At 58.1% G+C, this 14,487-nt stretch carries 15 protein-coding genes; 6 read left to right on the forward strand and 9 right to left on the reverse strand.

Annotated features, from left to right (window positions below):
* Window positions 1-160: 160 nt before the first annotated feature.
* From L1069_RS22175 to L1069_RS22195, 5 genes are read right to left on the reverse strand one after another with little or no spacing between them, the layout of a single operon-like run.
* On the reverse strand, window positions 161-709 hold the full coding sequence (locus L1069_RS22175) for a DUF3833 family protein (RefSeq protein WP_129369447.1): 549 nt from the start codon (window positions 707-709) through the stop codon (window positions 161-163).
* On the reverse strand, window positions 706-1,932 hold the full coding sequence (locus L1069_RS22180; RefSeq protein WP_237457098.1) for an MFS transporter: 1,227 nt from the start codon (window positions 1,930-1,932) through the stop codon (window positions 706-708). The genes L1069_RS22175 and L1069_RS22180 overlap by 4 nt, the downstream gene beginning before the upstream one ends.
* A 2-nt stretch (window positions 1,933-1,934) precedes the next feature.
* Complete coding sequence (locus L1069_RS22185; protein WP_129369446.1) at window positions 1,935-2,426, reverse strand: hypothetical protein; 492 nt, start codon at window positions 2,424-2,426, stop codon at window positions 1,935-1,937.
* A complete protein-coding gene (locus L1069_RS22190) occupies window positions 2,419-3,576 on the reverse strand; it encodes a cyclopropane-fatty-acyl-phospholipid synthase family protein (RefSeq protein ID WP_237457089.1) in 1,158 nt (385 codons plus the stop codon). The genes L1069_RS22185 and L1069_RS22190 overlap by 8 nt, the downstream gene beginning before the upstream one ends.
* Window positions 3,515-4,864, reverse strand: coding sequence for an FAD-dependent oxidoreductase (locus L1069_RS22195; RefSeq protein ID WP_237457090.1), 1,350 nt, complete (start codon window positions 4,862-4,864; stop codon window positions 3,515-3,517). Before L1069_RS22195 ends, L1069_RS22190 begins: the two co-directional genes overlap by 62 nt.
* Window positions 4,865-4,982: 118 nt before the next feature.
* Between L1069_RS22195 and L1069_RS22200 the strand changes: the two genes are divergently transcribed.
* Together L1069_RS22200 and L1069_RS22205 are read left to right on the forward strand one after the other, a co-directional pair.
* Window positions 4,983-5,753 (forward strand): DUF1365 domain-containing protein, encoded by a 771-nt coding sequence (locus L1069_RS22200; protein WP_237457091.1) that lies wholly within the window; start codon window positions 4,983-4,985, stop codon window positions 5,751-5,753.
* The gene (locus tag L1069_RS22205) at window positions 5,750-6,475 is read left to right on the forward strand and encodes an SDR family NAD(P)-dependent oxidoreductase (protein ID WP_237457092.1); all 726 of its coding nucleotides are present in this window, start codon (window positions 5,750-5,752) and stop codon (window positions 6,473-6,475) included. Before L1069_RS22200 ends, L1069_RS22205 begins: the two co-directional genes overlap by 4 nt.
* Window positions 6,476-6,483: 8 nt before the next feature.
* On the opposite strand, the gene L1069_RS22210 is transcribed toward L1069_RS22205, so the two are convergent.
* From L1069_RS22210 to L1069_RS22225, 4 genes are all read right to left on the reverse strand, one after another.
* Window positions 6,484-7,119 (reverse strand): ChrR family anti-sigma-E factor, encoded by a 636-nt coding sequence (locus L1069_RS22210; protein ID WP_129369441.1) that lies wholly within the window; start codon window positions 7,117-7,119, stop codon window positions 6,484-6,486.
* A gap of 1 nt (window position 7,120) precedes the next feature.
* Window positions 7,121-7,675: a sigma-70 family RNA polymerase sigma factor gene (locus L1069_RS22215; protein WP_237457093.1), complete on the reverse strand. Its 555-nt coding sequence runs from the start codon at window positions 7,673-7,675 to the stop codon at window positions 7,121-7,123.
* Window positions 7,676-8,278: 603 nt separating this feature from the next.
* Entirely contained in the window at window positions 8,279-9,397 is a 1,119-nt protein-coding gene (locus L1069_RS22220) for an MBL fold metallo-hydrolase (protein ID WP_237457094.1), read from the reverse strand.
* 155 nt (window positions 9,398-9,552) lie between these two features.
* Window positions 9,553-10,251, reverse strand: a complete 699-nt coding sequence (locus L1069_RS22225; protein ID WP_237457095.1) for a TetR/AcrR family transcriptional regulator — start codon at window positions 10,249-10,251, stop codon at window positions 9,553-9,555.
* A gap of 176 nt (window positions 10,252-10,427) precedes the next feature.
* Between L1069_RS22225 and L1069_RS22230 the strand changes: the two genes are divergently transcribed.
* The 4 genes from L1069_RS22230 to L1069_RS22245 all read left to right on the forward strand — a co-directional run bounded on the left by L1069_RS22230 (window position 10,428) and on the right by L1069_RS22245 (window position 14,419).
* Window positions 10,428-10,892: a (2Fe-2S)-binding protein gene (locus tag L1069_RS22230; RefSeq protein ID WP_129369435.1), complete on the forward strand. Its 465-nt coding sequence runs from the start codon at window positions 10,428-10,430 to the stop codon at window positions 10,890-10,892.
* 2 nt (window positions 10,893-10,894) lie between these two features.
* Entirely contained in the window at window positions 10,895-13,081 is a 2,187-nt protein-coding gene (locus tag L1069_RS22235; RefSeq protein WP_237457096.1) for a molybdopterin cofactor-binding domain-containing protein, read from the forward strand.
* Between the two features lie 31 nt (window positions 13,082-13,112).
* Window positions 13,113-13,697, forward strand: a complete 585-nt coding sequence (locus L1069_RS22240) for a hypothetical protein (RefSeq protein ID WP_129372802.1) — start codon at window positions 13,113-13,115, stop codon at window positions 13,695-13,697.
* Window positions 13,698-13,828: 131 nt separating this feature from the next.
* Complete coding sequence (locus tag L1069_RS22245) at window positions 13,829-14,419, forward strand: YceI family protein (protein WP_237457097.1); 591 nt, start codon at window positions 13,829-13,831, stop codon at window positions 14,417-14,419.
* Window positions 14,420-14,487: the final 68 nt, after the last annotated feature.

Here is a 14,487-nt window from a genome sequence, read left to right on the forward strand (position 1 = left end):
GAATACGCTGGAATCTCTCCCGGCGACTAGTGTAGAACTGCTAAAGGGGCGAAGTAAGTAACTCGAGATTTCGCCGGCAGTTTTCCCAATCCGAAAACTGGGCACCGGCGCTCAGAGCTCAGTTGGTGATTGCCGCAAAAGCTATACCCAAACGCTTATCTCATGGCGCTGGCCGCAATGTCGCGACAAGTTCAGCTGCTTTCAAGCCGAACTTACGCATTTCTGACTTGTTGATGATGACGCCACTTTCAGTCAGATACATCCAGTCCGTTGCCCGCAGCACATGGCCTCCTGCGCTTTGCGGCAGTCTGATCGTATAGCTTAGCCGCACTGTGCTACCGGAAACAACGCCTTGTCCTTCTCCCACCAGATCATCGGCTGTGGCAGTAAATGTGTTGTCCGGGCCAAGCGTCAGATACCACTTCCGGCTTTGCGTCACGCCGTTCGAGTAGGTGAACTGCTCGGTCAAAGTGCCGGTGTTGCCTTCCCATTCTCCGACCATCCTTGCAGTAAAACTGTTGGCCATCTTGCCATCGGGGCCAAAGATCAGCCCTTCAGAGAGGATCTCGCCGGACAGGTGCTTGTTCAGGATGAACTCCGGGCCTGTCCCGGCATAGTCTTGCGGCGACTGGAACCGGAAACTCAGCAAGTAGGTTTTTGCGATCATCGCAACAAGCGCGATTAGCAGCAGGACTGTAAGCAGTTTCATGGCGCGGGTTTCTCCGATGGAAGCGTTAGGACAAAAGCAAAAGCAACGGTTTTCAGCACACAGGGCAGCACCGCATAGGCCAGGGTCAGGACCCCCAGCGCTTGGGCGTCATTCGGGCCGCCGGGACGGAATCCCTGATGTTCCAGCAGCGGCAGGGCCAAGGCTGCAGCCAAGGCCAACGCCAGCTTGCCAGCAAAAGACCAGATGCCGAAAGCGGCGGCTGCATTGAGGTTTGCCTTGGTTAAGACAATGCTGAACATGGCAGGCAGCATCACCATGTCTGCCCCAAGCGCTGCCCCGGAGGCCGCACAGATCAGGGCAAATCCCGCCAGGTCTCCAGCATCGAGACAGGCCGCGCCGGCAAAGCTTGCGATTGCCATCGGCATCGCAATCAACAGGGTTTGCTTGGGGCTGGTCCGCTGACTGATGAACGTCCACAGCGGCACGCTGAGACCTGCGCACAGGAAGAACAGCACAAGCAGCCCCCCGGCATATTCCGCAAGCTGCAGCCGGTCCCCGGAAAAAAACAGGAACAAAGTGGACGTCAGCGCAACAGGCAGGCTGTTCAGCACCGCCAGGATCAGCAGTCTGAAAGCCCCGGCGTTGGCCAGCGACCGGATGGACAAACGCTGGCCGACGTATGCAGGGCGGGTCCAGATCGGGCGGGTCAGCAACCCGGTCAGCAGCGCAAACAGACCAAGGGCCATGCCAAAGGCACCATACCCCTGGCCCGCTGCCCCAAAGGCCGCCAGAGCGGCTGGCGCGATTGCAGTGAAAATAACGCCTGCCAGCAATCCGGCCTCGCGGTATGCCGCCAGCGTGAGCAGCTCATGAGGCCCGGGCTGTTTGGCCAGCGTAGCGCTGCGGCCATAGAGCAGGATCACGCCAAGACTGTATGCAGTGAACAGAACGATCAGGGTCAGAACCAGCTGGATTGTGGCTTGTGGCCCCGGGGTCAACGAAAACAGCAGGGGAAATCCGATAGCCAGCCCGCCGGCCGCGAGCATCGCAAATCTAAGCTGGGCCTGCGGCCAACGATCGGCCATCCAGCCGATCAGCGGATCTTGAACCAGATCTATCAGGCGGATGGACAGAAGGATCACACCGAGAGTGCCCAATCCAATCCCCAGTTCCACCGACGCAAATTGCGGCAGGTGAATGTACAGCGGAATACCTGCCGAGGCGAGCATCATCGCATAAAGGCTGACACGCGAGTAAAGCATTGTCATCCCAGGAGGCTGCGCGTGAAGCTGGCAGAACGGGATTTTGCGCCTAGGAAAATCGACATGAAATGCCGTTTGATTTGCGGGTGTCGCAAGCTGCATGTAGTGCGGCCGTTGCGCAGGAAATCGACCCGGTCGGGGCCCCGGCTGACGGCCAGATAACGGTCGCCGGGCGCAACATTTTGAAAACAGGCGGCAAGCTTGGCTTCCGGTGGTGGCGGATTGCCCATTCGGCGCATTTCACGCAGGGTGGCCCCGGTCAGATCCGCCTGGCTGATACTGCGCTGATAGGTCAGTTCGATGCCAAAGTCCTGCGACCAGTCCAGCGGGGCGGCATCACTGGTGAACAGCCGAGCCTGATAAACCGGCAGGCCCAGCAGGCGGAAAGTCGCGGCGCCGCGCTCCTTGGCGCCCGGCAGCAGGGCTTGAAGCTGACTGGCGGCCCCGGCTGCCGGCAGTGCCAGCAGGCAAAGCAGGATGACCGGCCTAAGCATGTGCCAACTCCACTTGCACCACATTGGTGTGGCCGACGGCAAAAGATGCTGCGCAAATCTCAAGGTAATACTGCCAATTACGGAAAAAGGCCTCGCCATAGCCCAATTCCGTAATGCGGCGTTTCTGATCCGCAAGGCGCTGCGCCCAGATGCGGCAGGTCTTGCCGTAGTCCTGACCGAACGCAAAACTTTCCCTGACCTGCAGCCCCGCAGCGTCTGCCTGCTGCGTGATCACCTGATCTGACAGCAGCATACCGCCTGGAAATACATACTGGCGGATGTAGTCCGAGGAGCTGCGGTAGGTCTGAAAGAAATCGTCCTGCACGGTGATGGCCTGCAACAGCACCCGGCCACCCTCGGCCAGATTGCTTTTGAGCTTGGCAAAATAGTTGGGCCAGTAGCGCTCACCGACTGCCTCGATCATCTCGATCGAGACGATGTTATCGTATTTCCCTTCGATATCGCGGTAATCGCGCAGCTGAATATCAGCGCGCCCGTCCAGACGGCTTTCGGCATAGCTGTGCTGGTTGCGGGAAATGGTGACACCGGTCACGTCACGGCCTTCAGCACTGGCCTGTTCGGCAAACCCGCCCCAGCCGCAGCCGATTTCCAGCACCCGTTCACTGGTTCCCAGCCGTGACAATATACGGTCGTTCTTGCGGGTCTGCGCCCTGGCAAGGTCACCGCACCCGTCACCAAACAGGCCGGAGGAATAGGTCATGCCGTCGTCGAGCCAAAGCTGATAGAATTCGTTGCCGACGTCATAATGCGCGCGGATGTTCCTGCGAGCACCGCGTTTGGAGTTCGCGCGCAGCAGCGTGTCGACGATGCGGAACTTTGCCCGGTTCAGCGGGTTTGCCTGGTCATAGCTGCCAAGATGGTCCCGGTTCTGCATGGCCAGCTGCATCACCCCTTCGACCGACGGCGTGTCCCAAAGGCCCTGCACATATGCCTCGCCCAGGCCGACCTGGCCATGCGCCGCCATGGCAGAGACCGCGGCCCAATCATGGATCTGCATTTCCGCCGCTGCCCCCCGGTCGCCGAATTCATAGCGCGCTCCGTCCGGTGTGCGCAGTGTCAGGCGCCCTTCACGCAGACGCGCGCAAGCTGAGAGAAACTGTGCCTGCAGGGCTTTGTCTGTGAATGCCATGTTCTGCTCCTTTGGATCGGTCTGTGGTGGGGGAATTCATCATGCGGACAATCCGCATGGCACTGGCGATGCCGTCTTCGTGAAAACCATGCCGGTTGTAGGCGCCGGCAAACCAAGTGCGGTTCTGGCCTTGCATGGCCCGGAGCTCACGCTGCGCCCGCAGCGCGGCCTTGTCGAAAACCGGGTGGGCAAACTCTGTCTCGTCATAGATTTTGCTTGCTGGAATGGGCTGAGACGGGTTCAGCGTTACGAAGAGCGGATCGCTCTCGGGAATGTTCTGCAACCGGTTCATCCAATAGGTCACCCCGACGCTGCCATCCTGGCTGCGGTAAGCCCAGCTTGACCAGCAAGTGCGCCGTCGCGGCATCTGCCCCTCATCGCAATGCAGCACTGCCTTGTTCGGTTGATACCGGATTGCGCCGAGTGCGGCGGCCTCAGCAGGCGTTGCATCGGCGCCCAGTATGGCCAGCGCCTGATCCGAGTGGCAGGCAAAAATCACCTCGTCAAAGGTGACCCCCTCCTGCCCATCCATCTGCAGTGTCACATCAGCGTCATTACGTATTGATTTGCGAACGGGTGTCCCGGTCAGAATCTGGCATCCGCGGGCAATCAGCGCGGCCTCCAAACGGCGGACGTATTCAATGCTGCCACCTTTGACCGTCCACCACTGATGCTTGCCAGTTCCGGCAAGCAACGCGTGGTTGCGAAAAAACTGCACCAGTGACTTCGCCGGGAAGGCATCTACATCGCTGACCGGCGTGGACCAGATCGCTCCACACATCGGCATCAGGTAATTGTCGCGGAACCATTGCCCAAGGGCCAGCTCATCCACCAGTTCGCCTATGGTCTTGTCATCACTTACCGCTGCTGCCTCGGCCTGTTTGCCAAAGCGAATGATGTCAGCAATCATTTTATGGAACTGGGGCCGGAGTAGGTTGCTTTTCTGCGCAGTGAGCATGCGCAGACTATTCAGCCCGTATTCCAGCCTGCCATTGTCGATGCTGGCGCAAAAACTCATTTCGCTTTTCATCACTGGCACGTCCAGTTCGCGGAACAGTTTGGTGAGATAAGGGTAGGTTGCATAGTTGAACACGATAAAGCCGGTGTCGACCGGCTGGTCCCCGTTCCTGCCTGCCAGAACCGTGCGGGCATGACCGCCAAGACGGGGGGCGGCCTCAAACAGTGTGATGTCATGATTGGCTGATAGGAAGTAGGCTGCGGACAGGCCGGAGATGCCGCCTCCGACAATCGCGATCCTGCGCCGCGGCCCCTGCGTCTGATCCAGCATATGCAGCTTTCCTTCCTATTGTTTGAGCATGTTACGGCTCACAAAGGGGGGCGGATCACTGCGGCAAGGTTTTTTCTTGTGATGTGATCCGAAGTGGTTCCGCAGGCGTAGAAGAAGAATGATTGAGCATGTGCCCGCCCAGACCTATCACGCCCGCAGCGGTGGCCTAAAAAATGCGTTTCGGTACGGAGTGGACTATATTCTGACCGATTTGACCGAAGGAGCACCGCCCTTGCTGTCACGCAATCGGTTCAATCTGTTTTCTATCTTTGACCGCCACCATGGCGGCCCGCGCCGGGCAGGCAGCGGAGTTGCCTGGTTCCGAGATCAATTGCAGCAGCGCAGCTTTCCAGTTGAAGATGCACAACTGTTGCTACTGACCCAGCCGAGCTTTCTGTGGTTCCACTTTAATCCGGTAAGCTTCTGGATCGCTGTCAGGGACGGAACGCCAAGAGCCTTCATTGCTGAAGTAAACAACACCTTCGGCCATCGCCATTGTTACTTTGCAGCGCACCCGGATTATCGGCCTATCCGCCAGGATGAGGTGATCGAGGCTGAAAAGCTGATGCATGTGTCTCCATTTCAGCAGGTCGCCGGCAGCTACCAGTTCCACTTCGGGATGACGGACCACGCCTTCAATATCCGGATTTCCTACAGGAACGGCGAACAGGGCGTGCTGGCAACGCTGAACGGGTTGCGCCGCCCGGCCTCCACAATCTCACTGGCTGGAGCCGCGCTGCGCAGGCCCTTTGGTGCGCTGCGAGTGGTGGCCCTGATCTATTGGCAGGCGCTGAAACTCTGGGCCAAACGGGCGCCGTTTCTGAGAAAACCAGCACCGCCGGAACCGCTCATATCCGACAGCTCTACCTATTCTGGACGCAAGGCATGAACAGCTTTCATGGCAAGACCGTCTGGCTGGTGGGCGCAAGCCACGGGCTGGGGCGTGAGATCGCGCGGCAGTTGGACCGAGAGGGCGCCCGGCTGGTCCTGTCAGCCCGTTCAGCAGCTGCCCTGCAAGATCTGGCCCGTGAGCTGACCCAGGCAAAACCGCTGCCAATGGATGTAACGGATATGGGGTCGGTCGCCCAGGCTGCACGGCTGGCAGGCACAGTGGATATGGTCATCTACAACGCCGGCGCCTATGAACCGATGCGCACTCAGGATTGGGACACAGGCGCCGCCCTGAAGATGAGCGACGTGAACTACAACGGTGCTGTCAGGGTTTTGGGGCAAGTCTTGCCGGATTTCGTCAAAGCGGGCCGCGGCGACATCGCATTGATCGGCTCGCTGGCCGGATACCGAGGCCTGCCTGCCGCCATCGGCTATGGCGCCAGCAAGGCTGCGCTGATCAGCCTGGCTGAAACTATGCGGCATGACCTAACAGGGTCCGGCGTAACGGTCCGCATCATAAACCCGGGATTTATCAAGACCCGACTGACAGACAAGAATAGCTTTGCCATGCCGCAGATCATGCCCCCGGAGCTGGCGGCGGGGCATGTTGTGGCAGCGCTGCAATCACGCCGCTTCCGGACAGATTTCCCGCGCCCGTTTTCTTGGGCGATCAAGCTGCTGCACCTGCTGCCTGACTGGCTGGTTTACCGCAGCAAATAAGGCTCGTCTTAGATCCTGAACAACGGTTGCAGCAAGCGCGGCATGAATGCATTGAACCGCAACGGGGCATCTGTGGCAGCAAGACAGACACAGGCGGCGCCAGCATCTGCCACCGGAGTATGCTCCAGATCCTCATCGCCGATCTCAACATCGCCAACACCAAACCTACCTGTCTCGTCGCTGAAACTCCCTTGCAGCACCAGCGTCAGTTCCAAGCCATTGTGAGTGTGGTCAGGCACCGCCTGACCTGCCGGAATATAGAGCAGCCGGGCTGAACCGCCGTTTCCTTCGTACAGGATGTTCTGCTTTACGCCCATGCCCAGGGTCCGCCAGCGCGGGGTGCCGCCCTTCAAGGCCTGCATCACAGGACCAGGGTAAATCCCACTGGCATCATAGACCGGCTCCGGCAATGCAGGCTCATCCAGCTTCGCCATAACGCGGGCCTTCATTCCAGGCGACAGCTCTTCACCTTTCGTGGTTTCCAGCAAGACGCCGCCAGCGCTTTGATGCGCGCCAAGCGCTGCCTGACAATCGCGGCAATAGGACAAGTGGCTGGCCACCACCATGGAAAAAGCATGTGGCAGACTGCCGGCTGCGTAGGCCGCGATGATTGCGTCGGGGATATGATGGGTGATTGCAGGCATTTCAGCGCAATCCTTTTAGTTCTTTGCGCAGCCGCTCCAATCCGAGGCGAATGCGCGATTTAACGGTTCCAAGCCGCAGGCCGGTCTGGCTGCTGATCTCCTGATGGGTCAGCTCGCCGATATAGGCTTTTTCGATCATCTCTTTCTGATCCGGCTGCAACTTCTGGATTGCCAGCTTCAACCGCTCTGCTTCTTGCTCCAGGCCAAGCATCTGGCTGGCATCCGGTTCCAATCCTGGGTCCGCGCCCAGCTCATCCGGAACCGGACGGTGTTCCTTACGAACAATATCGATATGGCGGTTACGCGTGATCTGATAAATCCAGGCCGAGGCCTGTGCCTTATGCGGATCAAACTGCGCCGCCTTGCGCCAGATGGTGAGCATGACATCCTGCACGATTTCCTCAGCCAGCGCGGAGCTGGCGCCGGAGCGAATGACAAATCCTTTCAACCGCGGTGCCAAATGGTCAAACAGCGCAGCAAAGGCAGCACGGTCCCGCTGGTCGCGAACCGCTAGCAGCCAGATTGTCAGCTCAGAATGGGCCTTGCCGTTTGACACTGCTGCTGTGCCCCTTGGGGATTCCCTGCGCAGTTTTTTTCTGCCGGGTGGACTGTGCAAATTTATTGTCACCATAACGTGGATACGGTCACTTTAGAAACTTGGATCATGCCCGACAGCACAATTAGTTCCTTAACAGCCCGCAGTAAGTCTTTTGGGGTTGGTCAGCACTGCCCTTCTTCTCGCCAAAAACTAGGTCATGTTGACAAATGGCGAAACCAGAGACAGATTGACGTGATGTCGTTGATCGACATGCTGCGGCAGCAAACTGTGACGTTCAAGGCAGTAGCGGTTGGGGGCTCTCTGCCGACTTGCGGCGATGCGGCGGCAGGGTTGCAGCGAAACTTCGCCAGGACGCTTCCGCCAGACGACGCCAGGCAGCCCTAAGCTGCCGGTCGTGCTAGGCCCGGCGCTGGTTTCGCCGCGACTGCATCTTTTTCGGCGCCGCTGCGCGGCGTGAAAACCAGCCGTTCGAGCATGCTCCAGCGAGATCTGCCACCCGAATTCACATGTCTCGGGCAAAGCGTGGGTAAGCCACCTTGCTCAAGTCAAGGTGTCCGGTCTAAACGGGGGCCAGTTCACACTCCGCTGGAAAGGGCGAAGCTAGATACTGCCAAAATCTCGCTGCAGGAGGTGCGGCAGCGCAAGGTCTCCGGCAGACAGATTTACGGATTCACCGATTTTCATCACGACAGCTTTTTCTGCCCCCAGGCCCTGCCTTTCAGCGGCCTGCCGAAACTTCGTTGGAGCATCAAACGGGTTCTCGGGCGTCAACGCAATTGTCCCCCAATGCATGCCGATTGCGGTTCGCGCACCAACTCTCTTTACAAGATCAACAGCTTCTTCTGGCGTGACATGGGCTCCCTTCATCAGTTTGCGCGGCTCATATGCTCCTATCGCCACCAAGGCCAAATCGAAAGGCCCCGCCTTTTTGCCGAGCCCGTCAAAGATAGGGCCGCTCGCCGTATCGCCGGAAAACCAGATACTGCCTTCTTCGCAGTAAATGCCAAAGCTGGCCCACAACGTTTTGTTCTTGTCTCGGAGCCCGCGGCCGGAGTTGTGGATTGCCGGCAATGTGGAGATTTTGAGGGAACCGGATTGCCAGTGCTCCCACCAGTCCTGTTCGATCACCTTTGAATAGCCGCGGCTGGTAAAGAACGTTCCTAAACCCAGTGGCACAATAACCTGGGTGTCGGCCTTGTGGGGGTAGGCCTCAATTGTCGGTGCGTCGAGATGGTCATAGTGGTTGTGGCTGACCAAAAGCACATCTGCCTTGGGAAGCTCCGCTCCGGTGATCGGAGCTGCGACAAACCGTTTGGGGCCAAAGCCCGCAGGACCCGCAGTTTCCCCGAGGAAAGGATCTGTCAGTATGACCTTGCCGCCCAGCCTAATGATGAAGGCTGAATGGCCCAGCCAAGTCACACTTGGATTCCGGGCATCCGCCAACTGCCGACGGAATTCGTCAACTCCCAGGACATGATCGCTGGGAATAGGTGTTTTGAAAGAAGAAAGCAGCTGGTTCATGATGAACCTGAGCATCTCTCCGGCGGACCCTTCGCGTACTGGGCTGCCGGGAGGGTTTCTGAAGCTGCGATTAGCAGTGTGATGGCTGGGTACTGAACTGCTCATGGTCTGGGACTTGTTTTTTGTTTCATAGGAGGCACATGCACTTAGCAGCGGAAGTATTCCGGCTGTCAGGAGAGCGAGGCTCTTCAGTTTCATATTCCTTGCCTGAGGCTGCCAGCCCAAGGCCATCCGTTTGATAGGGCGTTCTTTCTTACGGTTCATGCTGCAGAGAGTGAAAAAGGCAGCGTCCAAAGCCGGGACATTCCTTGGCGATGTGTTGGCCGGTTCTTGGACGGGTTTCCCTCAGGTGTTCAGCTTTTAGTGTTGGCATTGGCACTTGCTGAGATCTTTTCGAGTAGCATTTGAACGGCAAGTTCGAACACTTCATCATTTGAAGGGATCGGATTGCCCAAATACCGGGTCAAGTTCGGGTACTCAGCTGGATCAAGCTTTGATTGCTTCTGCCTAACCAGCTCCTTGCCGCGGACCGGATCAGAACCGAACACATGTTCACCAGTTCCAACGCCGATAGCCATGGAAAGCAGAACTTCTCCGAAAATCGGGATTTGCCTTTCCGGGAGTCCGGATTTCTCCAGCGCAAGGTAGATTGCTTCAATTACGTAACTGGCTGCCCTGGCATCAGAGTCAGACAGGTTTGTCACTTCCAGCCCGATCGTTGGAAATACCAGGTAAACACTCCGGACAGACGATGCGATTTCTGTAAGCTGAGTGGCCCAGTCTTCGTCCTCCATGTCCCTGGCAGGCAGCATCCTTGCATAGATCCGGTCCGCCATGGCCTGCAACAATTCATTCTTGCTGCGGAAGTAACGGTAGATCGCCGTGGGATCGGCATTCAAGGCTTTGCCTATTTTCCGGAGGGACAGTTTTTCAAGGCTTCCGACCTCCTCAGCCAGAGTGAGGGCGGTATCCAGAATCAGCTCCGTGCTGAGACTGGTTCCAGCTTTGAAGATCAAGTTTTTGGTTTGGATGGTTGGATTTTCCGAAGTCATGACGCGAATGTGATCGCTTTTGGCGGGAAGTCAAGCTTGTTGTCATCACTGCAAGTCAACATGTGTTGACAGTATATGGTGATTCAAAATACCGAAGAAGGCATCTTCAAGAAGCTTCTGCCAAGCCGCCCGTTGGCCAGGCGACGGCAAGGCGGTTCCGCCAGAGGGATGACAAAATGACTATCAAGCTGAAACTGAACGGCCAGACGCACATGGTCGAAGCTGAACCGGGAACCCCGCTTCTTTGGGTGATCCGGGACGAACTAAAACTAACCGGAACGAAATTTGGCTGCGGAGTTGCTTCATGCGGTGCCTGCACTGTGCATCTGGATGGTGAGCCGGTCCGCTCTTGCCAGACATACATAGAAGATACTGAGGGCTCGGAAGTCACCACCATCGAGGCCGTCGGCAGCGGAGCCATCGGAGCTGCTGTGCAGCAGGCCTGGCTGGAGCTGGATGTTGTTCAATGCGGCTACTGCCAATCCGGGCAGATCATGTCTGCGGCCGGGCTGCTTGCAGAAACCCCCAAACCTACGGCGGAAGACATCGACGATTACATGTCGGGGAATGCCTGCCGGTGTGCTGCGTACCAGCGTATCCGGGCCGGTATCTTGCGCGCTGCTGAAATTCTGGAGGGCTGAAGATGACCCCGAATACGTCCCGCCGAAACTTTCTGAAGGGGGCTGCGGCTTCCACAGCTGTTCTCTTTGTCGGAGTGAATCCCAGCGGCGGTCTTGCCGCTGCCGAGGCAAGCCAGGCTCAGTTCAATCCATTTGTCAAAGTCGGGTCGGACGGCGTAGTGACAGCGATCGTCAAGCACTATGAGGCCGGTCAGGGCATCAGCACCGGGCTTTCTACTCTGATTGCGGAAGAAATCGGCCTGCGTCTTGATCAGATCGAGTTCGAGTTCGCGCCCTCCAATCCTGAACTTTATGCCAACCTCAGGTTCGGGATTTTCCAAGGCACAGGCAGTTCCACATCCCTCGTCAACTCCTGGGATCAGTACCGCCAGGCCGGCGCGGCAGCCCGTGAGATGCTGATCGCGGCCGCGGCTGCGGCATGGGGAATTGATGCCGCGGAAATCACAATCGACGAGGGGATTGTTAAAGCGGCCGGGCATTCAGCGCCCATCGGCGAATTTGTGGCGGCTGCCACGAAGCTCCCGGCGCCTGAAAACCCGCGACTGAAAGACCCGGCAGACTACAAGCTGATCGGCTCACCTGCGGCCCGCCGTCTGGATTCCGCAGGCAAAGGCAACGGTCAGGCCAAATTTTCCATGGATTTGCATCTTCCCAACCAAATGGTTGTGCTGATCAAGCGCCCGCCGTCGCGGGGCGGTTTGGCCGTCAGCTTTGACGACAGCGCTGCGCAGGACGTGAAAGGCTACCTGCACTCCGCAGTGCTGCCGAACAAGGCGGGCATTGCCGTTTATGCGGAAAACACCTGGGCCGGAATTCAGGCGCGGGAAGCGGTTGAGGCTGAGTGGGATGTTTCCGCCGCCGAGACCCGCAGCTCTGATGAGGTTGAAGCCGAAATCCGGGCGGCGCTGGACGCCGAACCTGAGTTCCGGGCAAACAGCACGGATCCGGATGCTGTGGCGGCAGACATCAATGGGGCGGAAAAAACCATTGAAAAGACCTTCTACTTCCCGCTGCTGGCGCACGCCCCGATGGAGCCGTTGAATTGCACCATTGAACAGACCGAAGACGGGGACATCGTGCTCCATGATGGTGCGCAGATGCCGACGGCAACCCATCTGGCCTATCAGGAAATCTTCGGGCTGCCGCAGGAAAAGATCCACATCAAGTCGATGTTCGCAGGCGGTTCCTTTGGCCGCCGGGCAACCCCGACAGCCGACTATCAGGTCGAAGCGGCCCTGGCCTTTATCATGACGGACCGGACGCGGCCGGTGAAACTGGTCTGGACGCGCGAGGATGATATCCAGGGCGGCTACTACCGGCCTGCCTTCGGCCACAAGGTGCGGGTCGGACTGGACGCCAATGGCGGCATTGTCGGCTGGCAGCACCAAATTGCCGGTCAATCTGTAATGAAAGGCACCCCGTTCGAGCACCTTGTCGTGCATAACGGCGTGGATCACACTTCCGTGGAAGGGGCTGTTGATACGGCCTACAGCATTCCGGGATTTGCCCTGGGCCTGACAGATACCCAGAAGGCAACATCAGTCTTGTGGTGGCGCTCCATCGGCCACGCCCACACCGCCTATGTGATGGAAACAATGATGGATCTGGCAGCCAAGGCAGCCGGAACCGATCCGCTGGAGTACCGGCTGAAGTATCTGGCAGGCGCGGATAACAAGAACCAGCAGAGGAAATCAGCGGTTCTGAAACTGGCCGCTGAAAAGGCCGGCTGGGGCACGGCACCTGCTGGTCATGCGCAGGGGATTTCGGCGCATATGTCCTTTGGCACTTTTGTTGCCCTTGTTGCCGAAGTGTCCGGCAGCGCGGAAGACGGCGTGAAGATTGAGAAAATCACATGCGCAGTGGATTGCGGCATTGCTGTCAACCCGGACATCGTGGATGCCCAGATCCAAAGCGGTGTCGGTTACGGCATCGGGCACATCATGCGTGATCAGATCACTCTGAGCAGCGGTGCAGTGGACCAGTTCAATTTCCCGGATTACGAGCCGCTGCGCATCGGGGACATCGGCGCCATTGATGTCCACATCATCCCCTCGGCAGAAGCCCCCAGCGGCATCGGCGAACCCGGAACGCCTCCGGCAGGCCCGGCTCTGGCCAATGCCATTGCGGCCCTGGCTGGCACGATGGTCAGCAAACTGCCGATGGCTGAAGACGGCGTGACTTTTGCCTGAATTGCAAACTCTTCAAGGAAACGACAAGACCATGAGAATTGATTGGACGCTGCCCGAAAAACGGGCTGGCTTCTGGGGCTTTATCGACACGCTGATCGGCCCAGGAGCGACAAAAGCGGAAAAGAACCTTCAGCTTTATCCGCCGTTCATCTTTGCTGCCGGCGTTGTTGTCTTCGGCCTCTTCCAGAGCGCTGACTGGAATATCTGGCAGTATATTCTGGTTGCTCTGATCGCTGTGGACATGGTCGGCGGATCCATTACCAACTCTACCTCCGCAGCCAAACGCTGGTTCTTCCGCGAGGGCGAAGGCTTCAAGGCTCATATGAGCTTTATTGCGATTCACCTGATCCAGATCACTTTGTTCAGCTGGGCGTTTCTGGGCTTTGATCTGGGCTGGATTGCCATGGTCTATGGTTTCACCCTCGCGTCCTGTGCGGCGATCCTTCTGACGCCTTTATACCTGCAGCGCCCGTTTGCGGCCCTTGTCTACTGCATCGCTCTGCTTCTTTCGCTCTACGTTTTCGAGAATCCCGAGCACCTGGAATGGTTCCTGCCAATCCTGTTCTTCAAGCTTCTGGTCAGCCATACGCTTCGGGAAGAACCCTATCAGCCCTGATGCCTGACCTCGTCTGACCGGGGCCCGAACATGGACAGATTCAGGTTCCGGCCGGAGCCAGGGGGTGCGTGGAACACGCGCTTTTCCTCGCCCGCGCCCCCAATTCCTCAACCCTCAAGATTGGAGATGCCATGCCTTTCTCAAACCTCCTCACCGCAACTGCAGCCGCCTTTCTGCTGGCGACCCCTGTCTTTGCAGAAAAAACCTATAAGACCCAGCAGGGCCACACCGAAGTCCGCGTTGCATGGAGCCATGCAGGCGTCTCGATGCAGCATGGTGAGTTCACCAAGGCTGAAGGCACCCTGGTTCTGGATGAAGCCAATATCGAAGGCGCGAGCCTGAACGCGGTCGTGGATGCAACCAGCATCCATTCCGGCGTCGCTGCGCTGGATGATCACATCAAGAATGCCGATTTTCTGGAAGTGGAAACCTACCCGGAAATCACCTTTGAAAGCGCCTCAGTTACCCGCACTGGCGACAAAACTGCTGATATCACCGGTAACCTGACCATGCACGGGGTGACCAAGCCCGTGACGCTTCAGGCCACTTTGACCCACATCGGCAAGCACCCGCTGGCGCAGTTCCTGGAGTACTACAAAGGCGACTGGGCCGCGTTTCACGCGCGGACCGAAATCGAGCCCAAGGACTTCGGTGTCGGCATGACCATCCCGGTTGGGACACTGGTCATCGAAATCGATACCGAAATGCAGGCCGTCGAATAGCCGCTTCACAAAAGCTCTGTGCCATTTCCCGCAAAAGAAACGGCACATGTCCACGCAAGACATGCGCC

Origin of the sequence: Leisingera sp. MMG026 (genome assembly GCF_021654205.1) — a bacterium.
In the GTDB taxonomy this organism is placed as follows: Bacteria; Pseudomonadota; Alphaproteobacteria; order Rhodobacterales; family Rhodobacteraceae; genus Leisingera.